At 59.6% G+C, this 22,554-nt stretch carries 28 protein-coding genes and 1 pseudogene; 13 read left to right on the top strand and 16 right to left on the bottom strand.

The genetic code is table 11. The annotated features are described in order from the left end of the window. Position 1: 1 nt before the first annotated feature. Together AB1E37_RS15285 and AB1E37_RS15280 are read right to left on the bottom strand one after the other, a co-directional pair. Positions 2–1,786: a sensor domain-containing diguanylate cyclase gene (locus tag AB1E37_RS15285; protein ID WP_019705575.1), complete on the bottom strand. Its 1,785-nt coding sequence runs from the start codon at positions 1,784–1,786 to the stop codon at positions 2–4. Between the two features lie 73 nt (positions 1,787–1,859). Then, positions 1,860–3,068, bottom strand: coding sequence for an HD-GYP domain-containing protein (locus tag AB1E37_RS15280; protein WP_004224183.1), 1,209 nt, complete (start codon positions 3,066–3,068; stop codon positions 1,860–1,862). 302 nt (positions 3,069–3,370) lie between these two features. On the opposite strand from AB1E37_RS15280, the gene fraE reads away from it, so the two are divergent. The 4 genes from fraE to AB1E37_RS15260 all read left to right on the top strand — a co-directional run bounded on the left by fraE (position 3,371) and on the right by AB1E37_RS15260 (position 7,112). Continuing rightward, positions 3,371–4,414, top strand: a complete 1,044-nt coding sequence (gene fraE / locus AB1E37_RS15275) for a fructose-asparagine asparaginase (RefSeq protein ID WP_004150784.1) — start codon at positions 3,371–3,373, stop codon at positions 4,412–4,414. A gap of 661 nt (positions 4,415–5,075) precedes the next feature. Next, positions 5,076–5,990: a kdo(2)-lipid IV(A) palmitoleoyltransferase gene (gene lpxP, locus AB1E37_RS15270; protein WP_004148038.1), complete on the top strand. Its 915-nt coding sequence runs from the start codon at positions 5,076–5,078 to the stop codon at positions 5,988–5,990. Positions 5,991–6,079: 89 nt separating this feature from the next. Further along, on the top strand, positions 6,080–6,718 hold the full coding sequence (gene leuE / locus AB1E37_RS15265) for a leucine efflux protein LeuE (protein ID WP_004150783.1): 639 nt from the start codon (positions 6,080–6,082) through the stop codon (positions 6,716–6,718). A gap of 130 nt (positions 6,719–6,848) precedes the next feature. After that, on the top strand, positions 6,849–7,112 hold the full coding sequence (locus AB1E37_RS15260) for a DUF2534 family protein (protein ID WP_004140489.1): 264 nt from the start codon (positions 6,849–6,851) through the stop codon (positions 7,110–7,112). 59 nt (positions 7,113–7,171) lie between these two features. On the opposite strand, the gene AB1E37_RS15255 is transcribed toward AB1E37_RS15260, so the two are convergent. The 4 genes from AB1E37_RS15255 to AB1E37_RS15240 form a co-directional block, all read right to left on the bottom strand. Beyond that, a complete protein-coding gene (locus AB1E37_RS15255; RefSeq protein WP_004140488.1) occupies positions 7,172–7,297 on the bottom strand; it encodes a hypothetical protein in 126 nt (41 codons plus the stop codon). A gap of 117 nt (positions 7,298–7,414) precedes the next feature. After that, entirely contained in the window at positions 7,415–7,468 is a 54-nt protein-coding gene (locus tag AB1E37_RS15250; protein ID WP_139155684.1) for a hypothetical protein, read from the bottom strand. 20 nt (positions 7,469–7,488) lie between these two features. Continuing rightward, on the bottom strand, positions 7,489–7,590 hold the full coding sequence (locus AB1E37_RS15245) for a YoaK family small membrane protein (RefSeq protein ID WP_004150782.1): 102 nt from the start codon (positions 7,588–7,590) through the stop codon (positions 7,489–7,491). A 57-nt stretch (positions 7,591–7,647) separates the two neighbouring features. After that, positions 7,648–8,661: a sensor domain-containing diguanylate cyclase gene (locus tag AB1E37_RS15240; RefSeq protein ID WP_004176549.1), complete on the bottom strand. Its 1,014-nt coding sequence runs from the start codon at positions 8,659–8,661 to the stop codon at positions 7,648–7,650. A gap of 300 nt (positions 8,662–8,961) precedes the next feature. Between AB1E37_RS15240 and AB1E37_RS15235 the strand changes: the two genes are divergently transcribed. Further along, entirely contained in the window at positions 8,962–9,201 is a 240-nt protein-coding gene (locus AB1E37_RS15235; RefSeq protein WP_004179368.1) for a DUF333 domain-containing protein, read from the top strand. Here the strand turns inward: AB1E37_RS15235 and AB1E37_RS15230 are convergent. Together AB1E37_RS15230 and AB1E37_RS15225 are read right to left on the bottom strand one after the other, a co-directional pair. Then, positions 9,191–9,529 (bottom strand): DUF488 domain-containing protein, encoded by a 339-nt coding sequence (locus tag AB1E37_RS15230; protein ID WP_014343000.1) that lies wholly within the window; start codon positions 9,527–9,529, stop codon positions 9,191–9,193. The genes AB1E37_RS15235 and AB1E37_RS15230 overlap by 11 nt on opposite strands. A 4-nt stretch (positions 9,530–9,533) precedes the next feature. Next, a complete protein-coding gene (locus AB1E37_RS15225; protein WP_032447483.1) occupies positions 9,534–10,043 on the bottom strand; it encodes a DUF523 domain-containing protein in 510 nt (169 codons plus the stop codon). A 145-nt stretch (positions 10,044–10,188) separates the two neighbouring features. Between AB1E37_RS15225 and AB1E37_RS15220 the strand changes: the two genes are divergently transcribed. Continuing rightward, a complete protein-coding gene (locus tag AB1E37_RS15220; RefSeq protein WP_004224192.1) occupies positions 10,189–10,881 on the top strand; it encodes a CTP synthase in 693 nt (230 codons plus the stop codon). 31 nt (positions 10,882–10,912) lie between these two features. On the opposite strand, the gene AB1E37_RS15215 is transcribed toward AB1E37_RS15220, so the two are convergent. Beyond that, the gene (locus tag AB1E37_RS15215; RefSeq protein WP_074442794.1) at positions 10,913–12,088 is read right to left on the bottom strand and encodes a CynX/NimT family MFS transporter; all 1,176 of its coding nucleotides are present in this window, start codon (positions 12,086–12,088) and stop codon (positions 10,913–10,915) included. A 107-nt stretch (positions 12,089–12,195) separates the two neighbouring features. On the opposite strand from AB1E37_RS15215, the gene AB1E37_RS15210 reads away from it, so the two are divergent. Further along, positions 12,196–12,990 (top strand): helix-turn-helix domain-containing protein, encoded by a 795-nt coding sequence (locus AB1E37_RS15210; RefSeq protein WP_004224197.1) that lies wholly within the window; start codon positions 12,196–12,198, stop codon positions 12,988–12,990. Here AB1E37_RS15210 and AB1E37_RS15205 read toward each other — a convergent pair. The 3 genes and pseudogenes from AB1E37_RS15205 to AB1E37_RS15195 form a co-directional block, all read right to left on the bottom strand. Continuing rightward, the gene (locus tag AB1E37_RS15205) at positions 12,974–13,420 is read right to left on the bottom strand and encodes a DUF441 domain-containing protein (RefSeq protein WP_002901080.1); all 447 of its coding nucleotides are present in this window, start codon (positions 13,418–13,420) and stop codon (positions 12,974–12,976) included. The two genes, AB1E37_RS15210 and AB1E37_RS15205, sit on opposite strands and share 17 nt — an antisense overlap. Positions 13,421–13,536: 116 nt before the next feature. Next, positions 13,537–14,037, bottom strand: a complete 501-nt coding sequence (locus AB1E37_RS15200) for a YbaK/prolyl-tRNA synthetase associated domain-containing protein (protein WP_002901088.1) — start codon at positions 14,035–14,037, stop codon at positions 13,537–13,539. Between the two features lie 95 nt (positions 14,038–14,132). After that, positions 14,133–14,289 (bottom strand): annotated as a pseudogene (locus AB1E37_RS15195) (hypothetical protein). On the opposite strand from AB1E37_RS15195, the gene AB1E37_RS15190 reads away from it, so the two are divergent. Further along, positions 14,284–15,420, top strand: a complete 1,137-nt coding sequence (locus AB1E37_RS15190; RefSeq protein WP_004198512.1) for a glycosyltransferase family 9 protein — start codon at positions 14,284–14,286, stop codon at positions 15,418–15,420. The pseudogene AB1E37_RS15195 and the gene AB1E37_RS15190 overlap by 6 nt on opposite strands. Before the next feature lie 170 nt (positions 15,421–15,590). Here the strand turns inward: AB1E37_RS15190 and AB1E37_RS15185 are convergent, their stop codons facing one another. Beyond that, positions 15,591–15,833 (bottom strand): DinI family protein, encoded by a 243-nt coding sequence (locus tag AB1E37_RS15185; protein ID WP_004224200.1) that lies wholly within the window; start codon positions 15,831–15,833, stop codon positions 15,591–15,593. 270 nt (positions 15,834–16,103) lie between these two features. On the opposite strand from AB1E37_RS15185, the gene AB1E37_RS15180 reads away from it, so the two are divergent. Together AB1E37_RS15180 and AB1E37_RS15175 are read left to right on the top strand one after the other, a co-directional pair. Further along, positions 16,104–16,523 carry a translesion error-prone DNA polymerase V autoproteolytic subunit gene (locus tag AB1E37_RS15180; protein ID WP_002901192.1) on the top strand — a complete coding sequence of 140 codons (420 nt, stop codon included), beginning with the start codon at positions 16,104–16,106 and terminating at the stop codon, positions 16,521–16,523. Between the two features lie 2 nt (positions 16,524–16,525). Next, a complete protein-coding gene (locus tag AB1E37_RS15175) occupies positions 16,526–17,791 on the top strand; it encodes a Y-family DNA polymerase (protein ID WP_004183665.1) in 1,266 nt (421 codons plus the stop codon). A gap of 6 nt (positions 17,792–17,797) precedes the next feature. Here AB1E37_RS15175 and AB1E37_RS15170 read toward each other — a convergent pair whose 3' ends face one another. Continuing rightward, positions 17,798–18,703, bottom strand: coding sequence for a LysR family transcriptional regulator (locus AB1E37_RS15170; protein ID WP_004140447.1), 906 nt, complete (start codon positions 18,701–18,703; stop codon positions 17,798–17,800). Between the two features lie 166 nt (positions 18,704–18,869). Between AB1E37_RS15170 and AB1E37_RS15165 the strand changes: the two genes are divergently transcribed. Continuing rightward, a complete protein-coding gene (locus AB1E37_RS15165; protein WP_009485415.1) occupies positions 18,870–19,619 on the top strand; it encodes an SDR family NAD(P)-dependent oxidoreductase in 750 nt (249 codons plus the stop codon). Here AB1E37_RS15165 and AB1E37_RS15160 read toward each other — a convergent pair. Then, positions 19,616–20,833, bottom strand: coding sequence for an MFS transporter (locus tag AB1E37_RS15160; protein WP_032447484.1), 1,218 nt, complete (start codon positions 20,831–20,833; stop codon positions 19,616–19,618). The genes AB1E37_RS15165 and AB1E37_RS15160 overlap by 4 nt on opposite strands. 175 nt (positions 20,834–21,008) lie before the next feature. On the opposite strand from AB1E37_RS15160, the gene AB1E37_RS15155 reads away from it, so the two are divergent. After that, positions 21,009–21,890 (top strand): LysR family transcriptional regulator, encoded by an 882-nt coding sequence (locus tag AB1E37_RS15155; RefSeq protein ID WP_004179386.1) that lies wholly within the window; start codon positions 21,009–21,011, stop codon positions 21,888–21,890. A 70-nt stretch (positions 21,891–21,960) separates the two neighbouring features. Here AB1E37_RS15155 and AB1E37_RS15150 read toward each other — a convergent pair whose 3' ends face one another. Next, the gene (locus AB1E37_RS15150) at positions 21,961–22,080 is read right to left on the bottom strand and encodes a hypothetical protein (protein ID WP_014907792.1); all 120 of its coding nucleotides are present in this window, start codon (positions 22,078–22,080) and stop codon (positions 21,961–21,963) included. Between the two features lie 67 nt (positions 22,081–22,147). On the opposite strand from AB1E37_RS15150, the gene AB1E37_RS15145 reads away from it, so the two are divergent. After that, entirely contained in the window at positions 22,148–22,459 is a 312-nt protein-coding gene (locus AB1E37_RS15145; protein ID WP_029884489.1) for a hypothetical protein, read from the top strand. Positions 22,460–22,554: the final 95 nt, after the last annotated feature.

Genomic DNA, 22,554 nt, shown 5'->3' with positions numbered 1-22,554 from the left:
GTTAGCTGGTCTTCAGGCGGCCAAAGCTGACAATCCTTGAACGGCCCAGCTCTTTCGCCCGGTACAGCGCGGCATCCGCCGCGCGAAGCAGACTATCGCTTTGGGTGTGCTGCGGGTAGCTGGCGATGCCAATCGACACATCCACCTGGCCTATCTCGGTCAGACCATCACGCAGCGTCATATTGCGCACCTGGGTGTAGATCTCGCTGGCGCACTGGTGCGCCCCGGCTTCGTCAATCCCGGGGAGCAGCACTAAAAACTCCTCGCCCCCGTAGCGGAAAGCCATGCCGATATCGCGCACCGCGCGCTGCACAATGGTCGCAACGCTCTTAATCACCAGATCCCCAGCCTCATGGCCATAGCGATCATTGATGGTTTTAAAATGATCGATGTCGATCATCAGACAGCTCAGCGGAGTATGGGTATGGACCGCCAGCGCCATCTGCGAATGCAGCGCTTCGTCAAGATGATGGCGGTTACGCAGGCCGGTCAGGGAATCGAACAGCGCTTTTTCCAGCAGGGCGCTGCGCAAACGCTGATTGGCCAGCGCCAGGCCCAACGCTTCCGCCATCAGCTCGAGATAGGCCCGGGAAGGAGCGTCACCGGCGGTGACGTTCTGGAAGGTCAGCAGGCCAATGGCTTCGCCCTGGGCGATGAGCGGTACGCAGAGCGACTGGCCGGCGTGCGTCTCCGGCAGATGATAGCAGGTGATATCGGGCTCGCCCTGCACCGGCGGATGGCTGAGTCCCCGCCGTATCGCCCAGCAGTCGTCGGGAGAAAAGGGCGTCGTCTCACCGGCGGGCGACAGCCACTGCGCTACGCAGCGCATCTGCCAGGGGTCGGTATCCAGAACATACAGTTTACCGGGGATCGTCGGGGCGATATTCGGCGCAAACCGCTCCGCCACCTTAATCACATCCTCAATGGTTTCACAGCCCTGCAGCCGCTGAGTCATACGCGCCAGCAGCTCGCGGATCGCCCAGTCGGCGTCGCGCTGCTGCTCCAGCCGCTGGCGGGCCAGGCCGTTCTCGCGAAAAATGCGGATCGCCTGAGCCATGTCACCAATCTCATCCACCTGGGTAAAGTGCGGCGTCTCTACCGCATAATCCTGGGAGGCGAGACGCTGGACTACGTCGCTCAGGCGAACCACCGGGTAGAGCACCCGGCGTTTGAGAATGAAGCCGAGGACGAACAAAAACATCAGGGCGGTCAGGCCGACCATGATTTCCGACAGCGTACGCCAGATCCGCGAGCGCTCGGTGGCCTGGTCGATAGCGACGGCGGCGCGATGCTCAAGCATCTGGCGGAAGCGATCGATCTGCGTCTGCATGCGCTCCAGTTCAGTCTCGTACGCGGTGCCGTACAGCACCGCGATGGCCGCTGGCGCATCGCCGCGAGCGACATGCGCCAGGGCCGCCTGCTGTTCATCCTGTAGCTCATTGGCGATCCGCAGGCCATCCTGGAGCAGCGCCAGCTCCTCGCGGCTGGCGCCGTTATCTTTCAGGCCGCCCAGCCGCTGCTCTATGCTCTTGTCGGTCTGCTGCAGCTGCTGATATTGCGTAAGCGTCTCCGGCGAAGGCTTTATCACGTACAGCCGGGCGAGGTCAGACAGCGCCCAGGCGTCGTTTTCCACCTCGTCGGAGAGGGTATCAAAGACCTGGCGCTGCTGTACCGCCTGGCGTTCGACGCGGTCGGCGCTGGAGGCCATGAGCATAGCGCTCCCGGAAGCCAGCGTCAGGCCAACGGTGATCCCGTAAGCCCAGTTAGTGATGGTGGCGATTCTCACCGTGAATTTCCTTGCATGCAGATGAAGCTGTTTTGATTATAGAACTCCGCCCCCGCCACGACGGCGGCCCGCTTCAGAGGCGGCGCTCGCTATGCAGAGGGGCAAGGGTCTGAAGAATGATGGCGTGTAGCGTTTCCGCATGGTGGCGCAAAACGAGGAAGACATCGCTATCCAGAGCGCCATTTATAACATCCGCTTCCATAATCTGTAAGGCTTCCTGCCAGGCCATCCCTTTACGATAAGGGCGATCTTCGGTCAGCGCGGTGAAAATATCGGCGATGGAGATAATCCGGTCGGCGAGGGTCAGGTGCTCCTTTTCGAGATGCAGAGGGTAGCCGCTGCCGTCCATTTTTTCATGATGATTCGAGGCCCAGTTAATGATGTCGCCGAGCTCGCTATAGTCGCTGAGAAGTTCGCCGGTCATGTAGCTGTGTTCCCGCACCTGACTCAGCTCCTCATCATCCAGCTCGCCCTCTTTTTCGAGAATGGAGAGTGGGATATAGACCTTGCCAATATCGTGTAGATAGCCGGCTATCTGTATTTGCTGGCAGGTGGGCTCCGGCAGCAGCATCCAGCGGGCAAGCTGGCGGGCGATTTCCCCCACCATGATGCTATGGGTGGCGGTAAAGCTGCTGTAGGTGTCGACGATTTTGGCAATCAGCAGGCAGACATCCTTCAGACCGTGAATATCCAGATAGCGCGTGTTGATGGGGCCAATAATCTCCAGCAGCCGCTGAATATGGCCGGGGTGAAGGTGCTGCCAGAAGTTCGCATTTTCAGCGACCTCGCACAGGATATCGCAGAGCGGCGGATCGATCTCCCGATGCAAAGCGACGAACTGTTCCACCACCGCCCGCGTGGGCCAGGCGGCAACGTGGCTATCGGCCGGCAGCAGCCGTTCAAAGGCATCAGCGAAATAGACAATGTGCTGTTCGCGGGAGCCCCGGTGGTTCGGGCTAAAATGGTGATCGCGAATAAAGGGAACGATGGGCTGGAAGGTCGCTAATCCCTCCAGCATCGCCACACCCTGGCGCTGATGCGGGTCGTGGATATTATCGATAGCATCCAGCGAATGAATGGTGCGTTTATCCCCCAGCACGCCGATATCGTGCAGCAGCGCGGCGCAAAAAATGGTCTGCTGCCGTTCGTCAGGCAGTTCCAGCCTTTGCGCCAGCGTCAGGGCGATTAAGGCCGTTCGTTGCATATGCCGGTGCAGTTCAGGGTTAATGATCTGGATGACTCTGGTGGTCAGCATCAGGGCCGACTTCAGGGCAATACGCATCTCTGTTCTCCGTTCGCGTGACCTGGCGGGCAAAAATGCTCTCGCCGGTGACGGAAGTGTCGATAATCTGATCGCAATGCGTGTTGTGTGTTGCTGAACAGGTAAATCCTCAGAATGTTTTGGTTCATAGCTCTGCCCGTTTCAGATCCAGTGGTGCACCAGAGTTGGGCGATATCGTCCTAAGAACCTTATTATTGTCTGATAGTTAACCATTTCCCCCCCAGAAAAGAAATGAATTCTGGCAAGCCCTTTGCATTAAGCAAGCGTAAGTTTGATTAATGTCTATGAAGGGAGTGACCTGTATGAATTTTAGAGCATTACTTGCCATTGCGTTATTGACGATGAGCAGCCTGGCGTTTAGCGAGACGCGTCTTCCGCATATTGTTATTTTAGCCACCGGCGGAACGATTGCTGGTTCGGCGGCCAGCAATACCCAAACAACCGGCTATAAAGCCGGGGCGATTGGGGTGCAGACGCTGATTAACGCCGTGCCGGAAATGAGTAAAATCGCTCACGTCGAGGGCGAGCAGGTGGCCAATATTGGCAGTGAGAATATGACCAGCGATATTATTCTCCAGCTCTCGAAGCGGGTGAATGCGCTATTGGCTCGGGACGATGTCGATGGCGTGGTGATCACCCATGGCACGGACACGCTGGATGAAACCCCGTATTTCCTCAATCTGACGGTGAAAAGCAACAAGCCGGTGGTCTTTACCGCGGCGATGCGCCCGGCGACGGCGATCAGCGCCGACGGGCCGATGAACCTGCTGGAAGCGGTCACGGTCGCCGCCGATCCTGATGCCCGGGGACGCGGGGTAATGGTGGTGCTTAACGACCGCATCGGCGCGGCGCGCTTTGTCACCAAAACTAATGCCACTTCGCTGGATACCTTCCGGGCGCCCGAGGAGGGCTATCTTGGTGTCGTGGTGGGCGGAAAACCCCAGTTCGAGACGCGGGTGGATAAAATTCACACGCTGCGCTCGGTGTTCGATGTGCGTCAGCTGAAGGTTCTGCCGAAGGTGGTGATTATTTATGGTTACCAGGACGATCCGGAGTATATGTACGATGCGGCGATCGCCCATCATGCCGACGGTATTATCTACGCCGGAACCGGGGCGGGGTCGGTGTCGGTACGTAGCGCCGCCGGTATCAAAAAAGCGCAGCAGGCGGGCATCGTGGTGGTGCGAGCCTCCCGTACCGGCAGCGGCGTCGTACCGCCGGATGACAGCCAGCCCGGGCTGGTGGCCGACTCCCTCAACCCGGCAAAAGCGCGTATACTGCTGATGACCGCGCTGACGCAGACTAAAGATCCGCAGCTGATTCAGCAATATTTCCATACCTACTGATCCTCTGCGGCGAGGGCGTTTTTCACACCCTCGCCGTGCTTTCTTCTCAATGACCTGGCTTCCATGCAAATCGATGGCGGATGATTGCCCATCATTCACTCCACCTGTGTTTCCCACGAGGCGTAAAGAAATATTTTTTATTGTCCGGCGGGCACAGTATTTCAATGCAACGCGCTTATTTTAAAAGCAGGTTTAAATAAGTCTATTCTTAATTGTTGTCTTAAAGTCGTTTTAATCTTTTTTATGCTGACGGATTAAAAAAGATGCATTTCGCAGTGGGACGCGTTTAATACTCGCTTTGCCAGACTACGATGCATCCCAACGCGGTCAGGCCGCCGATCGCGCGGCTCAGCGGACGCCTGCCACCGGCGGCCAGGGCCACACTGCGGCAGCTTTCGGTTGTTTTCGTTAGTAACGCTGATGATTAGCGTGAAAATGATATGCATGATGAATATATTGAGCGTGGTTCAAGATTTAAGTTTACATTTAGTAACATATGTGCCGCAATTATGTTTTTTTGTCAGCTTGCTGTTTTTTACTTGCCGGAGGGAATTTCAGCGGATTAGTATTGTCGAACTTGCTGTACGTACCGCCTAATGATGATAAATGGATTCTGTTTTCCTTAAGCGTTACCACATAATTAATGTTTACAGGAAAAATCATGGCCTGCGTATTTAATAAACAACTTTTACACCCGCGTAACTGGCTGACCTGGTTCGGGCTCGGCATCCTCTGGTTAATCGTGCAACTGCCTTATCCGCTGCTGCATTTTATCGGCACCAGCGCTGGTCGCCTTTCCCGTCGCTTTCTTAAACGCCGCGAACATATCGCCCGGCGTAATATCGAACTCTGCTTCCCGGACATGTCGCCAGCGGCGCGCGAGACGCTGATCGATCAAAACTTTATGTCGCTGGGAATGGGGCTTATCGAAACCGGCATGGCCTGGTTCTGGAGCGACGAGCGGGTCAAAAAATGGTTTGATGTCGAGGGGTTCGCCAACCTTAATCACGCGCTTAGCGGTGGGAAAGGGGTAATGGTCGTCGGCGTGCACTTTATGTCGCTGGAGCTGGGCGGCCGCGCGATGGGGCTGTGTCGGCCAATGATGGCCACCTACCGGCCGCACAACAGCCCGCTGATGGAGTGGGTGCAAACCCGCGGTCGCCTGCGTTCGAACAAAGCGATGATCGATCGTAACAACCTGACCGGTCTGGTGCATGCCTTGAAATCCGGTGAAGCGGTGTGGTTCGCGCCCGATCAGGATTACGGTCCCAAGGGCAGCGTCTTTGCACCTTTTTTCTCCGTCCCGCAGGCGGCGACCACCAACGGCACCTATGTCCTGTCCCGCTTATCGGGCGCGAAAATGTTGAGCATCAGCATGGTACGTAAGCTGGATCGCCGGGGCTATAGCCTGCATATCAGCGAGGTGATGAATGACTATCCGGGTGAGGATAAGCAGATCGCCGCCGGCTATATCAACAAGGTTATTGAGCGCGAGATCCTGCGCGCTCCCGAGCAGTATCTGTGGGTACACCGTCGTTTTAAAACCCGCCCGCTGGGCGAACCTTCCGTCTATTAACCTTCCCGCACAGGCTGCGCTTTCAAAATCCCGACAGTTGGGGTAACGTGAGCCGGATCATGTTTTAGTCGTGCGCGAAGGAGTGCAGAGTGTTCGCTGAGTTTGGTGTTCTGAATTATTTAACCTATCTGGTCGGGGCGGTGTTTATCATCCTCGTTCCTGGCCCTAATACGTTTTTCGTGCTGAAAACGGGCATTGCCCACGGGGTGAAGAAAGGCTATCTGGCGGCGGCGGGCGTCTTTATTGGCGACGCAGTGCTGATGTTTCTGGCCTTCGCCGGGGTGGCGACGCTGATTAAAACCACGCCGGTGTTGTTTAACGTCGTGCGCTACCTCGGGGCAATTTACCTGCTGTGGCTCGGGGGCAAAATGCTCTATGCGGTGCTGACCCAGCGCGACGGCCAGTCCGATGCCAGCGCGGAGCCGGCGAGCGCGATCCTCAAGCGCTCCCTGACCCTGAGCCTGACCAATCCGAAAGCGATTCTGTTCTATGTGTCGTTTTTCGTGCAGTTTATCGATGTCAACGCCAAAACTCCCGGCGTGGCGTTCTTTATCCTGGCGCTGACCCTCGAGGTGATTAGCTTCTGCTATATGAGCTTTTTGATCCTCTCCGGCTCGTTTGTCACCCGCTACGTCAAAACCCGCAAGAAGCTGGCAAAACTTGGCAACAGCCTGATTGGTCTGGTTTTCGTCGGGTTCGCCGCGCGCCTGGCTACCCTGCAGTCCTGATCCCCACGGGCCGGTTACCCGCTGACCGGCCCGCCGTCTCTTATTCTGCCCTGTAACAAAAACCCTTCATTTTTTATTGCATTGGTGTTACATATACAGCCGTTTATCGCTCAGCAAAAAGGAAGCCCCGATGATTCTGCAAAAACTCCTCAGCAATAAAAACTGCAAAAAATACTGTCTGTCGCTCGCGGTGGTGTTTGCTATCGCGCTGGCGGTAGTGGGGCGGGCGACCTTCGGGGGCGTGGTGAGCGAGTACAATATGCCGTACTCAGAGTGGACGACGTCCATGTTCTTCCTGCAGGGGGCGATGGTGACGGTTTACAGCATTGTCTTTACCGCGCTCTTCGCTATCCCCCTCGGCTTTATTTTCCTCGGCGCCGATCGTCAGGATTAAGCGTCAACGGGCGAACCGCGGTTCGCCCGGTCTTATCGGCTTATCAACAGCGTGAAGCATTAGTCGTCGTCATGATAGTGATGATGGTGGTGGTGGCGATGGGGATGATATCCATCGTCAATAATGCATCCCGATAACAGCGTGCACAGCGCAATAATCAACGGTAACACGATCGGTTTTTTCATCCTTACTTCTCCCGCTATTCTTATTCCCCGGGGCCGAGAATGCCGCGGCGGATAACGTGAGTGTAAAGGGTTAACTTATTGATGGGATAGGATAAATCCGCAATATCGCCGCGGCGATCACCACCAGCCAAACTGGGTGCCGGCCACCGCCACGATGGCGACGACCAGCATGATAATGGTGCTTTTTTTCATTATGCCCCACCCGGCGCCGCATAGCCGCCGACAAAAAACCAGCCGAGAAAGACGACGGCGATGATAAAGATCGCCACCGGGAAAAGAATACCCAATTTCATGATTGTGTCCCTGTGCCCACGAATGATGCCCTGCATGATACTGGATATCGCGGTACTTTAGTCAATATGAATGAAATTCTCCTGGCGGCGGGACTTCTTATCCTGGTACATCGCCTCATCGGCAGCGCGTAAGGCCGCTTCAACATCGATACTCTGCGGATCGCAGGTGACCACCCCGAAGCTGGCGCCCTCATAGTCGATACGCTGTTCGCCGAGGAAGTAGACGCCGCACAGAGCCTGACGCAGGGACGTGACATACGCCTGCTGTGCGGCAGGCTGCTGGGCGCTACCGACGATCAAAAACTCATCGCCGCCAAGGCGGCCAACGATATCTTCCCGGCGTGCGACAGCGGTGAGTCGTTTGCCGACCTGCACCAGAAAGCTGTCGCCGCACGGATGGCCGAACCGATCGTTAATGGCTTTGAAACCATCGAGATCGATAAAAATAAGCGAGACCTGCTGCTGCTGGGCACGGGCGGAGGCAAAGCGTAACGCCAGCTGCTTAAACAGCGCGCGGCGATTGGGAAGCTGGGTGAGCTCATCGGTAGACGAGTGCAGCTCCAGCGCGACGTTTGCCGCCTGCAGCTGTTGCACCAGGGTGTCTTTTTCCACGTAGTGGGAAATGAGCTTCGCAAACAGGCCCATGACCTGTTCGCCTTCGAGGTTATAAGGCTGTTGTTGCCGGCTGGTGGCGCAGAGGGTGCCGAACAGAGAGCCGTCGGCCAGGCGGACGGGAATGCTTAAAAAAGTAGCGATTCCCAGCTCCTGGGCGGCGATGCAGGAGTGCCAGCGGTTGGCAACGTCATTGCTAAACGTACACTGATCCTCAAGGGCGCGTTTGCACAGGGATTCATCCCAGGGGACGGAAAATCCTTCCGGGATCTGCATTTCGCTGCTGTTGTGGGCGAACATGATCTGCTGCCGCTGGGCGTTGGTATCAATGCGGGTGAGGTAGGTGGACTCCATTCGCGTCACCGCCTCCAGCATCTCCAGCAGCTGGCGCACCAGGGTTTCCAGGGACTGTTCCGCAGCGAGGGTTTGCGACACCCGGGCAAGAATAAAATCTGACATGAATAATACAGCTCCAGCACGCCAAACGTCACCCCAGCATATTGGGCTGCAAACGGACATCAGCGTCAAATAAACAGTGATATTTTTAAATTTATCACATCTGTCTGGGGAATACTTGTCCACGCGGTGGGAAAAAAAGCCCCGTCGGGGGCGACGGGGAAAAACTCATTGATTATGGAATGATCTGTTCTCTGGTCAGTTCGAGAACAGGGCTACTCTACGGGGGAAAAGTGCAGGCAAGATGGAGAAAACGTGGAGATTCAGGCTAAAATCCCCGGGCATTCAGGAAAGGGAGGAACAATGAAAAAGCTACTGGCTATTCTGCCACTGTTATTAGCCGGCTGTGCCCAGCCGCAGCCCACTGCGCCGACGAAAACCATCGGCATGCCCAACCCCGCGGCGGTATACTGTCAGCAATCCGGCGGCACCCGGGTGCCGGTGCAAACGCCGCAGGGCGTCAGCACCCAGTGCAAACTGCCCAGCGGCGAAACCCTCGACGAGTGGGCGCTGTGGCGCCGGGATCATCCGGCTAAATCGTAACCGGCAGGGCCGCCAGCCAGGCGGCCAGCACCCGGGCATGATTCTGCTCGGTGTTCTTCGCGGCGTACAGCAGCGTCAGCGGCTGGCGTTGCGCCAGCGCCGCCAGCCGCAGGCCCGTTTCGCGATGGGCGTCGAGCTCCTGACGATAGCGCTGGCTGAAGTGGGCGAAATCGATCGCCTCGCCGTGAAAGGCTTTGCGCAGCTCAGCGGAAGGCGTTAACTCCTTACACCACTCATCACAGGCCAGCGCCTCTTTTTTAATCCCCCGCGGCCAGAGACGGTCGACCAGCACCCGATAGCCGTCGCTGCTTTCCTGCGGGTCATACACCCGTTTACACTGAATCATCATCCTGCTCCTTCTGTGCCATCCAGGCGAGCAACTGCGGGATTTGCCCGTCGGAAAATACCGTGATGCCGTGGGCGCGGAGTAGGTCGGCGGCCACGCCGGCGCCCGCTTTGCGCCGTCCGCGAAAGGAACCGTCATAGACATACTGGCTGCCGCAGGTAGGGCTGCCGTCGGTGAGTAACGCTGCCTGACAGCCCGCTTCCCGGGCGGCGCTGAGCGCCAGCCAGGCGGCCAGCTGATAATGTCCGGTGACGTCGCGGCCGTCGCTTTCCACGATCCGCGCCCGTCCGGCAAGCACATCGCCGCCGGTGCCGCCGAGGATCTCCGCCGACAGTCGGGGCGTAGGCAGACCGGCCGCCAGCTCCGGGCAGTGGATCACCAGCCGCCCCGCCTGCTGCCAGCGGGACAGCGTCGCCGCCAGCTGTGCCTTCTCGCTACCGTTATACCGCACCTGGAATCCCATCAGGCAGGCGCTGACCAAAAGCTTATTTTTCATTCTCTCTCCCTTACGCGCTTTTTCCAGTATACCTCACCCGTCGGCCACGGCGGTGGGGTGAAAATAAGGATTGTGTTCCACAGGTGGGATCGCTATTCTGACGTGCCTTGTGCTGTCCGTCTCGTCCAGACATAAGGAACCTGCTATGAAAATCCCTTTACGCCTCGCCCTTGTCGGCGATTATCACCCCGATATTGTTGCCCATCAGGCCATTCCCCTGGCGATAGACGATGCCGCCGCCGTGCTGGAGCAGCCGGTGAAATATGACTGGCTCGCCACCCCGTCGATCGCCTCCGGCGAGGCGCTGGCGGAGTACGATGCCATCTGGGTCGTTCCCGGCAGCCCGTATCGTCACCCGGAAGGCGCGTTTACCGCGATCCGCTATGCCCGGGAAAACAGCATTCCTTTCCTCGGCACCTGCGGCGGCTTTCAGCACGCGGTGATTGAATACGCCCGCAACGTGCTCGGCTGGCAGGACGCCGGACATGCGGAAACCGACAGCGAAGGGCGGATGGTGATCGCTCCCCTCAGCTGCTCGCTGGTGGAGACCTCTGCCGTCGTCGAGCTGCGGGCGAATACGCTGATTGCCCGCGCCTATGGCCGGGAGAGCATTGAAGAGGGCTACCACTGCCGGTACGGCGTGAGCAGCGCGTTTGCGGCGGAGCTGGAGCAGGGCGATCTGCGCGTCACCGGCTGGGATGAAGAGGGTGAGATCCGCGCCGTCGAGCTGGTGACGCACCCGTTTTTTGTCGCCACCTTGTTCCAGCATGAGCGTCACGCGCTGGACGGGCGTCCCGCGCCGCTGGTGCAGGCGTTTCTCCGCGCCGCGGCACAATAATTCCACCGGCAGCGGGCGCTGCCGGTCATCTTCAGGGGTGAATTTCCCGGTCACGTCCGGCGAGCGCGCCGCAGACCGCCATCACCAGCGAAATCAGCGCCACCGCCAGCAGCGGAATATGCCAGTCGCCATTGGCATCATGGATCCTGCCCATCAGCGGCGGCCCGCAGGCGGCCAGCAGATAGCCGACGCTCTGCGCCATCCCTGACAGCGCCGCGGCCTGATGCGCCGAGCTGGCGCGCAGGCCGATAAACGTCAGGCCGAGGATCATGGTGGCTCCGGAGCCAAAGCCGAACAGCAGCGTCCAGCCGATCGCCAGCTCAGGCAACAGCCACAGCCCGGCGGCGCTGATGGCGCACATCAGGGCGACCAGCACCGCGATCCCGCGCTGGTCGCGCAGCCGATGCAGGATCAGCGGTATCGCCAGGCCGGGCGCGGCGGTCGCCAGCTGCAGCAGGCCATGCAGCGAGCCGGCCTGCGCTTCGCTATAGCCCATACTCTGCAGAATCGACGGCAGCCAGCCGATAATCACGTAATAGACCAGCGAGTTGATGCCGAGGAACAGCGTCACCTGCCAGGCCAGCGCCGACCGCCAGATCCCCCGGTTATGCATAGCGCCTGAGCCGGTCAATGGCGTCTCCACCCGGCGCCGGGACTGCGGCAGCCAGCTGAGGAGCGCCAGTAGCGGGAAGACCATCAGCAGCAGCAGCGCCCCGCGCCAGCCGAATCCGGCCATCGCCACGGGGACCACCAGCGCCGAACCAAGCGCCGCCGCGCCGCCCATCGTCAGGGAATAGGCGCCGGTCATCCGCGCGACATGTTGCGAGAAATCCCGTTTAATCAGCCCGGGCAGCAGCACGTTACCCAGCGCAATGCCGCAGCCGATTACCGCCGTGCCGATAAACAGCAGCGCAGCGGAGGGCAGGGAGCGCAGGGCAATGCCGGCGCAGATCAGCAGCATCGCCAGCAGCAGGCTGCGTTCCATGCCGAACCGGCGGGCAACCCCTGCCGCCAGCGGCGAGACAAGGCCAAAGGCCAGCAGCGGCAGGGTAGTGAGCAGCCCGGTCTGCGCGGTGGTCAGGCCATAGTCGCTACGAATCGCGTCCAGCAGCGGCGCCGCGCCGGTGAAGACCACGCGCAGGGTGGTGGCGATGAGCAGGATACCGGCAATCAGCAGCGCGGGGCGGCGGCCGGTAGAGGAGATCACAGAAGACATATCATTCTCAAGGTAACTAACGAGGGGGGTTACGATAGCGGCTTTGTCCCTCGTTTAAATCAAGCTAAAATGACAGATTATCGCTAATATCGGACAAGATGATGATTGGACTGGGGCTGGATGGCTATGAACCGGACAGTGGCCACGAATCGGCCATTGCCTTTCGTATCCGGGTAGTGGAGGCGGAGCAGTTTATTCCGGCGCATTCCCACCGTAAGGGGCAGCTGATCCTTGCCCTGCACGGCGCCTTGACCTGCGAGGTGGAGAACGCAATGTGGATGGTGCCGCCGCAGTATGCGGTGTGGGTTCCGGGGCAGCTGTCCCACAGTAACCGCGCTACCCCCGGCGCCCAGGTATGCTTCCTGTTCATCGAGCCGGGCGCCGCGCCGATGCCGGATCGCTGCTGTACGTTAAAGATTTCCCCGCTGGTGCGAGAGCTGATCCTTACTCTGGCGGAGCGCGGCGGAGAGTCGCTGGCCGCCCCCGCCACGGCCCGGCTGGTGCAGGTTCTGTTTGATGAGCTGCCCCGCCAGCCGCAGGAGCACCTGCAGCTGCCGGTATCAAACCACCCGAAAATTCGTCAAATGGTGACGATGATGGCTGAGGATCCGGCGCGCTGGCAGACCCTGAGCCAGTGGGCGGCGGTGTTTGCGATGAGCGAGCGGAATCTGGCCCGCCTGGTAGTGCGCGAAACGGGGCTGAGCTTTCGCCGCTGGCGCCATCAGCTGCAGCTGATCCTCGCGCTGCAGCTGCTGATCCGCGGGCAGACGGTGCAGCAGACGGCTCAGGCGCTGGGCTACGATTCCACCACCGCCTTCATCACCATGTTTAAAAAAGGGCTCGGGCAGACACCGGGCCGCTATCACGGTAGCCTGGCTACGACTTCCCAATAAACAATGAGATGATCCCGGCGGCAATCAGCGGCCCGACCGGGACGCCGCGAAACAGGGCGACGCCGAGTACTGTACCGACCAGCAGCCCGGCCACCAGATGCGGCTGGGAGCCCATCAGGGAGACGCCGCGCCCGCCGAGCCACGAAACAAACACCCCGACCGCAATCGCCAGCAGCGATTTCCAGTTCATAAAGGAGTGGATCAGCGTCGAGGGCGGCAGCGTGCCGCTGGCGATAGGCGCCATCACGCCGATGGTCAGAATAATGATCCCGACGGTCAGTCCCTGTTTCTCAACCCAGGGAAAGAAGGCGTTCAGCGGCGTGACGCGCACGATAATCAGCACGAGGATGGAGATCGCCACGGTGGTGTTATGACTGATAAAGCCGAGCGCCGCCAGACCCAGCAGGATCAACAGGGTGGTATCAAACATGTACAGAGGTCCTTGCCAAAATAAGAATGCCAAAAATATCCCGCTTACTCTACGCATCGTGGCGTGAATAAACAGGATTTTTACGCCATGCGGCGGAAATCTGGGCGGATGCCCGGTTAGCTAAGACGGCGAAAGGTCGCGATCTCTGGTCGGGCGATATGTAAATAGTCTTCGGTGTCGAGAATGATCGACCGGTCCAGGCGCCCGGCGTTAAAGGCGATTTGTGGAAAGCGTTCAAACAGCAGCGGGTCCGCCACCAGCCGCAGCGCCGGATGGAAACTGAAGGGGGGAATGGCGCCGAACACGCAGGCGGTGAGGGCCTCCACCTCCGCCGGGCTGGCCAGCGAGGCTTTGCTGCCGCCGATATGCCGGGCCAGGCTGGCGAGGTCGGCCTGCCGATCGGCGGCGAGGATCGCCAGCACATGCTGGTTGACGCCGTTTCCTTTCACTTTACAGACTAACGCTTTCGCGCCCTGGCCAAGCGCGGTGCCGCGGATTGCCGAGACGGCTTCGCACTGACCGACCGCCTCGTGCGCCATCACCCGGTAGCGGGCCCGGTGCTCGTCGAGCAGCGCGCACAGCCGCTGGTGGATATTACCTTCTACTGCTTCAAGCATAGCGTCCTCCTGACATCATAAAGCAGCCAGCTTAGCGCTGTTGCGCCGGCCTGCCAACGGTGGGCCGGGAAATTCACCATTCGCTCATTATTACTTCACAGTGCTGTGGTGCAATCCCGCAGGCGCAGATGAGTTTTGTAAATAAAAAAAAGAATGATTTTCATTTTCAATCGAACTTTTTTTATTTCGCTCAGTCTCTATCGGACGACACAGAATATTAATAATTGCCGTAATGAGGTTAGGATGATGCACGATGCAACCATGCAGGGTTCCCCACGCAAGAAATTTAATAAAATAAGGGAGCTCAACAGACGGCGGAATTACTTTACTAAGAAAGTACGTAATGCCCTGCGGGTGGGGGTGGCGAAAGCGCTCTGGGATCGCCGACGCCGTCAGCCGGTAGATTTGTCGTCTGCGAAAACCGTCCTGTTGATGCGTAATGAGGGGGCGGTCGGCGATGTAGTGGTGGATTCCGCGCTGGTGAAATGCCTGCATCAGTCAGGCTATATCGTTGATTTTTTGCTGACGACCTCTAACAGCCAGGTGATGCGTTATAACCCGCGGATCCGCCATATTTATGAAGCTGACCCGGTCACGTCCGCCGATTTTTTGCGTAAATTTAATCATAACGTTCCTCGCGACGTTATTAATGAACTGGCTAATAATAAGTACGATATTATTATTGACCCTTCGCTGTTCGATATTCCCGTGCATCGCCTGCGGCTTTTCCGACAAATAAAAGCCAAATCAGTGCTCGGGTTTAATAAATGGCCATCGATTAAGCACTACTCCCACTCTTTTGATTTTGACTGCCAGCGCTGGCACGTGACGAAAACGTTCGAGCTGATCGCCGATTATCTCCAACTGGACACCCGCGGGCTGGACGCTTACGACCTGGCGGTGCCCGGGCCGATTATGCAGGAGGTGGCGCAGTATCTGGCGTCGCTAAGCGGAAAAGCGGTGGTGATTAATATTTTTGCCGGCCATGCCGACCGCAGTCTCTCGCAGACGCAGCTGGCGGAACTGCTCGACAAACTGCTGGCACGCCATCCGGGGAGCGCGGCTATTCTGCTCGATCACCGGCGCGAGATCCGCATCCCGCTGCCGCCGGAGGTGGTGATTAACCCATTTAACACGTTACACCATGCGATGGCGCTGATCGCCCAGGCGGAGCTGATTATCTCCCCGGACACCTCGGTGGTGCACATGGCGGCGGCGTGGAACAAACCGCTGATCGCGGTCTATAAGGACGTTCTGCTTAATAACCGGCTGTGGGCCCCGGGCTATGACAACGCCAGGCAGATCATTGTTAAATGCGGGAAGGTCCATCAGCATCGCGGGCTAGTGGATAGAATTATAGCGGCGCTACCGGAGACGCTGTGAGGCGATGAGGGGAGACAGGTAGGGCTCACCTGCTGGCCGTATGCAAGAGCCAGCAGGTGAGCGAAGGTTGCATTGCCAGTCTGCAACCGCCGCTATTGTACTGTTGCCCGCGGCTCTGCCACATCCGGGAAAGCTCTTAAAGAGGTGGTCGCCGCGACTGACGGGCGGGATCACTCTTCAGTGAGCCACATATCCGCCTCTTCAAACATCTCCTGCACCGTGCGGCTGATCAGCTCTTTTTCATGCTTGCTGGCGTCGGTGTTGATCGCCGGCAGCGTCATCATCGGCTTCACCCGCACTTCCGCCTCCGGGAAAATGCGCTGCATGCGTTTGGCCAGCTCGTTAAGAATGGCCTCTCTGGCGCCCGGCAGCCCGGCAAAATTGCGCTTGTCATAAATCAGTTCCACAAACATCTTCTGTCCTCTGTATGCTGATCGCGGGCGATAGTTTTACTGTATTAATGTACAGTGTCAAGCGAATGCCGCGGCGCTGCGCATCTACCACCTCGCGCGGCGGGCGGGCTGCGCGCAAAAGCAGCAAACGGTTCGCTGGTGCTGAAGAAGACCCCTATTGACATCAAGGAGTTATTTCAGTGCTGGCGATTGATAGCTGGAGCCGATATTGACCGGTAAAATTGGCAAAACTACTGTATATATATTCAGTATTGTGTGGTGGGTTGAAAAATGAACGTTTACACGCCGGTTGAGCTACGTCAGATTGTCTCCTTTCCCTTTTTTGCCGACCTGGTGCAGTGCGGCTTTCCCAGCCCGGCTCAGGACTATGTTGAGAAGCGAATCGACCTCAACGAGCTGCTGGTGCAGCATCCCAGCGCGACCTATTTTGTCAAAGCCGCTGGCGACAGCATGATCGATGCCGGCATTGACGAAGGCGATTTGCTGGTGGTGGACAGCGCGCGTAAAGCGGAGCATGGCGATATCGTGATTGCCGCCGTCGGCGGCGAGTTTACGGTAAAGAAGCTGCAGCTTCTGCCGCGGGTGCAGCTTAACCCGATGAACCCGGCCTATTCGCCCATCGTGGTCGGCCGCGAGGAGACGCTCGATATTTTCGGCGTCGTAACCTACATCATCAAGGCGGCGGGCTGATCATGTTCGCGCATTGTGATGTGAACGCCTTCTATGCCAGCTGTCAGACCGCCTTCCGGCCAGACCTGAAGGGGCGGCCGGTGGTGGTGCTGTCGAATAACGACGGCTGCGTGATCGCCCGCTCGGCGGAGGCGAAGCCGTTTGTGAAAATGGGCGAACCCTACTTTAAGCAGAAGGCTGCGTTTCTTCGCCACGGCGTCGTGGCGTTTAGCAGTAATTATGAGCTGTATGCCGACATGTCCAGCCGGGTGATGGCCACCCTGGAAGAGCTCACCCCGCGCTGCGAAATTTACAGTATCGATGAGGCCTTTTGCGATGTCAGCGGTGTGCGTCATTGCAGAGATCTGACCGATTTTGGCCGCGAAATCCGCGCCACGGTGCTGCAGCGTACCCATCTGACGCTGGGCGTTGGCATCGCCCCGACCAAAACCCTGGCGAAGCTGGCCAACCACGCGGCGAAGCAGTGGCCGCGGCAGACGGGCGGGGTAGTGGACTTGTCCTGCCCGCAGCGGCAGCGAAAGCTGATGGCGCTGCTGCCGGTGAGCGAGGTCTGGGGCATCGGGCGGCGGATCGGCAAAAAGCTTGAAGCGATGGGGATCGGCACGGTACTCCAGCTGGCGGAGAGCGATATCCGCTTTATCCGCAAGCACTTCACGGTGGTGCTCGAACGAACGGTACGGGAGTTGCGCGGCGAGCCTTGCCTGGCGCTGGAGGAGTTTGCCCCCGCTAAGCAGGAAATTATCTGCAGCCGCTCGTTCGGGGATCGGATTACGGCCTATGAGGATATGCGCCAGGCGATCTGCAGCTATGCCGCGCGGGCAGCAGAAAAGCTGCGCGGTGAGCATCAGTACTGCCGGTTCGTCTCCGCCTTTGTCAAAACCAGCCCCTTCGCGCTGAATGAACCCTATTACGGCAACAGCGCCTCGCTAAAGCTGCTGACGCCGACCCAGGACTCCCGGGATATTATCGCCGCGGCGACGAGCTGTCTGGATGCCATCTGGAAAGCGGGGCATCGCTATCAGAAGGCCGGCGTGATGCTCGGCGATTTCTACAGCCAGGGCGTCGCCCAGCTGAATCTGTTCGACGAGCTTGCTCCGCGGCACAACAGCGCCAGACTGATGCAGGTTCTCGACCAGCTGAATGCGAAAAACGGCAGGGGGGCGCTCTATTTTGCCGGCCAGGGGATCCAGCAGCAGTGGCAGATGAAGCGAGAGATGCTCTCGCCGCGCTACACCACGCGATACGGGGACCTGCTCCGCGTCAGATAACGCGCGCTATCCCTGCACCGCGGCCGGAAAAACCGCCGCCAGCCAGTCAATAAAGACGCGGAGCCGGGGCGGGACGTGCCGGTGCCGGGCATAGACAACGTGAAAAGGATAGGGGGCCGGGCGCCAGGCGCTGAGGATCTCCACCAGTTCGCCGCTCGCCAGCGCCGGTTTCAGCGAATAGGTAAAGGTCTGCACAATGCCTAAGCCCGCCTCGCCGGCGGCAATATGCGCGTTGCTCTCATTGATGCCGAGATGGGGCTCTGTCTTCAGCTCGGTGCTGACGCCGTGACGCGTAAAGCGAAACGGAAACGCTCTGCCGCTGGCCGGCGACAGATAGCTGATGAGCCGGTGGCCATGATGTAGTTCATCCGGCGAGGCGGGGGTGCCGTAGCGCTGAAGATAGCCCGGGGTGGCGCAGGTGACCAGCGTCGCCTCGCCGATTTTACGGGCGATCAGCGTCGAGTCTTCCATCGGACCGCCGCGGATGGCGCAGTCAATATTGCCGCTGATGAGGTCCGCGGGCTTATCGGCCACCTGCAAATCGATACGGATATCCGGCCAGGAGGTCATAAAGTCCGCCAGCAGCGGGATCAGCACATCGCACGCGGTCGACCCGCCGATGGCGATCCGTAGATGGCCCTTCGGCTTATTGCGGGCGGTATTGAAAGACGCGTCGATCTCTTCCAGGTCTTCCAGCAGACAGCGGGCTTTTTCATAGTACTCCCGTCCTTCCGGCGTCACGGTAATACGCCGCGTAGTGCGCTGCAGGAGGGAAACCCCAAGATGCGCCTCCAGTTGCTGAATGGTTTTGCTGAGGGTGGCGTTGGGCATATTCAGCGAGTCCGCGGCGCGGGTAAAGCTGCCGGCTTCGACAACGCGGGTGAAGGCTTTGAGAGCTGAAAACCGGTCCATTATTCGCTTTATCCTGGTTACTGGAGGTCATTATCCACCGAGGGGAAGAGTGTTTTTCAGATTAGGCCATTTTTCCGCCTCGCCGGGACGATTACAGTGCTTTCCATACCCGGCGGGGCGCGTTCGCGAGCCTGGCCTGTTTATACTCTAACCAAGGAAATGCACCATGAGCAAAAAACTTGCGGATAAAGTGGCGTTAGTCACCGGCGGCAGCGCCGGGATTGGCCTGGCGTCGGCGAAAGCACTGGCGGAGCAGGGCGCGAAGGTGTACATCACCGGCCGCCGTCAGGAGGAGCTGGATGCGGCGGTAAGATTCATCGGACCCGCCGCCCGCGCGATCCGCGCCGACGCCGCCGTGTTAAGCGACCTTGACGCGGTATTTGCGACCATTGCCGAAGAGTCCGGCCGGCTGGATGTGCTGTTCGCCAATGCCGGCGGCGGGGATATGCTGCCGCTGAGCGCCATCACCGAAGCGCACGTCGACCGAATTTTTGCCACCAACGTGCGCGGGGTGGTGTTCACCGTGCAAAAAGCGCTGCCGCTGCTCACCGATGGCGCCTCGGTGATTTTGACCGGCTCTACGGCGGCGGTAAAAGGGACGGCTAACTTCAGCATCTATAGCGCCAGTAAGGCCGCGGTACGCAGCCTGGCGCGCTCCTGGGCGCTGGAGGTTAGCGACCGCGGGATCCGCATCAATGTGGTCAGCCCGGGTCCGGTACGTACCCCGGGTCTGGGAGGGCTGGTGGCGGAGGCGGACCGCCAGGGCTTGTTCGATGCTCTGGCGGCCGGCGTACCGCTCGGGCGGCTGGGCGAGCCGGAGGAGATTGGCCGGACGGTGGTATTTTTAGCGTCGGATGAGTCGAGCTTTATTAACGCCGCGGAGATCTATGTCGACGGCGGGCTGGCGCAAATCTAAGCGCCTGCCGTCGCCGCACTGACCTGACCGGGCAGAGGCGCTTTCAGCAGGGCGATCAGCAGCGTACTGCCCACCATGATCCCCGCCGCCAGCCACACCATTCCCGACAGGCCAGCTGAGGCGATCAGCTGGCCGCCGACAAACGCCCCGGTGCCGATGGCGGCATTAAAAATGGCCACATAAATGGCTGACGCCGGCTGGGCGACCGCGCCCGCGCTGCGCAGCTGCCAGGTCTGTAAGCCGACGAACACAATCGCGATGCCGGCGCCCCACAGGGCTAACAGTAGCCCGCTAAAACAGAACGGCAGTGGCGCAAGACGGGCGGCGCCAAGGAGCGCCAGCGCGCCCCCGCTCAGCAGCAGCGCAGCGAAAATCAGTCCCTTCAGATGACGATCGATAAGCTTACCCGCGATAACGTTACCCAGCAGCCCGGAAACCCCTGACAGCAGCAGCAGGCCGGAGAGGGCGGTCGCCGGGACTCCCTGCAGATTTATCAGCAGCGGTTCAATGTAGGTGAAGGCGGCAAAGTGAGCGGTAATGATGCAGGCCGTGGCGCCATACAGGCCACCGAGCAGCGGATTGCGGAAGATATCGCGATAAACACGCAGCCTGACGGGGGCAGGGGCGGCCAGCGGGGGCAGCGTCGAGCACAGCACCGCAGCGGCGGCTAGTGACAGCAAGGCCATCGACATAAACGCGGGTCGCCAGCCCGCCAGGGTGGCGATAAAGCTCGCCAGCGGCACCCCCACTACGCTTGCCGCTGACACGCCGCCAAAAATGATCGCCGTGGCCAGCCCCAGCCGGTGCGGCGGCACCAGCTGCGCGGCGACAAGGCCAATTAAGGCCCAGAAGGCGCCATGCGCCAGGGCGCCAATCATGCGGGCGCTCATCAGGGCGAACATCGAATAAGACCGGGTTGCGGCGAGGCAGGAAAACGCGAGGATCAGCATCAGCCCGACCAGCAGCGCCTTGCGGGAAATACGCGCCGGCATTGCGCCGGAAAGCAGAGCCGCCAGGGCGCCTACCCAGCCATAGGCGGTGACGGCGAGGCCCACGCCGGATTCCGTCTGGTGAAAATCCGCCGCCAGGGCGCTGAGCATGCCCACCGGCGCCAGTTCGCTGGTGACGATCGAAAAGGCGCAGATCCCGAGCGCAACGACGGCAATCCAGACGCGCGCCGGCGCCGGGTGGAGGGGTAAAGCAATCTCTTTCATATCAGGCGTATCCTTAGGAAAGGAGCGTTCCGCGCGGTGCACGGACGTTCAGGTGAGGAGAGAGCAGGCGATCGGATGGCCTGGTTGTCTCCGCGAGTGGCGTGCAGTATCATCCCTGCAAAATTGATAAAAAAGAGCAGAAAACGGAGAGCCGTTTTCCATAAACGGAAAAGAGATGACAGCAGAATTTCATTGGGATGATGCGCGCATCTTCCTCGCCATCGCCCGGGCGGGAACGCTGAGCGGCGCTGCCGACAAGATGAACATGGGAATTGCCACCGTGTCCCGCCGGCTGGATCGGCTGGAGCAGGCGTTGAACGTTCCGCTCTTCAGCCGCCATCAGAGCGGCTACCGCCTGACCGACGATGGCGAAGCCCTGCTCGCGCGGGCGGAGGCGCTGGAATACGCTGGCCTGGCGTTCGGCGAAGCGGCGCAACTGCAGGGGCATGTCGCCGGGGTTGTCCGTCTGGCCACCTCGGATAACCTGGCCACGCATTTTATTCTGCCCTCCCTGAAAGGGCTCCTGGACCATTATCCCGAGCTGCGGGTGGAGGTGCTGAGCGGTGTGCAGCCGGTGAACCTGCACCGTCGGGATGCCGATCTGGCGATCCGCATGGTCAAGCCTGAGGCCGGGCATCTGACGTTAAAGCGGCTGGGGACGGTGGGGTTTGGCGTCTATGGCGCCGCCGACTGTCTGGTCGGCGCGGACGGCCTGTCGCTGAGCGAGGCGGACTTTGTGGGTTGGCCGGAAACTCACCAGCACCTGCCGGCCGCCCAATGGATCACGCGCACCCTGCGCGGCCGGCCGTGTAAAGTCGAAGCCAATACGCTCGTGGCCCAGGTTTCCGCAGTATCCGCGGGACTCGGATTGGGCGTCCTGCCGCACTTTATGGCGCGGGCCAGCGGCCTGCAGTGCCTGCAGCCGGAGATCGGCGCGGATCAGACCCTCTGGCTGGTGATGCATTCTGACCTGGCCGGATCCAGACGCGTGCGGGTTCTCGCCGACCATCTCATCGCTCTCTTTGCGGACCATCAAGATCGGCTGGCGATGCCCTGAAGGGGCGCGGCTTGGGCGTGTATCGATAAGACTGCCCGAGGCTGACGAGCCACGATTTTTTCCGCGCCAGCTAACAGTGATACTCGCCGCGCAATATTCGGCCCAATGCTGCCCCGCAGTCGAAAATACTGCAGAGTGAGAGGATATCCCCGTCCGGCAAAATAATTTTGTGTTGTTGCCAGCGCGGCATTGTTGCGCTCCCCCAGAAATGCCTGTCGATGTTAGGGTGAGACGTTTATCACCACAGGAGAACGCAAATGATTGTCAGGACCTGGCACGGCTGTGTGCCATTGCAACATGCTGAGGGGTTTGCCCGCCACCTTGAGCTGACCGGCGTGGAACACGCCCGGGGTATCCCCGGCAACAGAGGCGCGCTGGTGCGCCAGGAAAACCAGGGCGAATGGGCGCATTTCTTTCTTGCCACCTACTGGCAGGATCTCGCGGCGGTCAAAGCCTTCGCTGGCGAAGACTATCACGTCGCGGTCACCTATCCGGACGACGACGCATTCGAACTCCTCTCCGACCCCTACGTGTTTCAGCATGAAGTTGAGGCCGTGTCGCCACTGTAGGCTGATGACCGGGCAGGTGGAAGATCGGCCAGCAACAGACGGTTGCTGGCCGCGTGAGAGCGACGTCTACCTTGTATGGGCAGCCAGCCGCCGCT

This window comes from Klebsiella sp. Shm-1, from assembly GCF_040804525.1.
Taxonomy (GTDB): Bacteria; Pseudomonadota; Gammaproteobacteria; order Enterobacterales; family Enterobacteriaceae; genus Klebsiella; species Klebsiella pneumoniae.
Note: the sequence above shows the minus strand (reverse complement) of the source record. Positions and strands in the feature narration are given on the sequence as shown.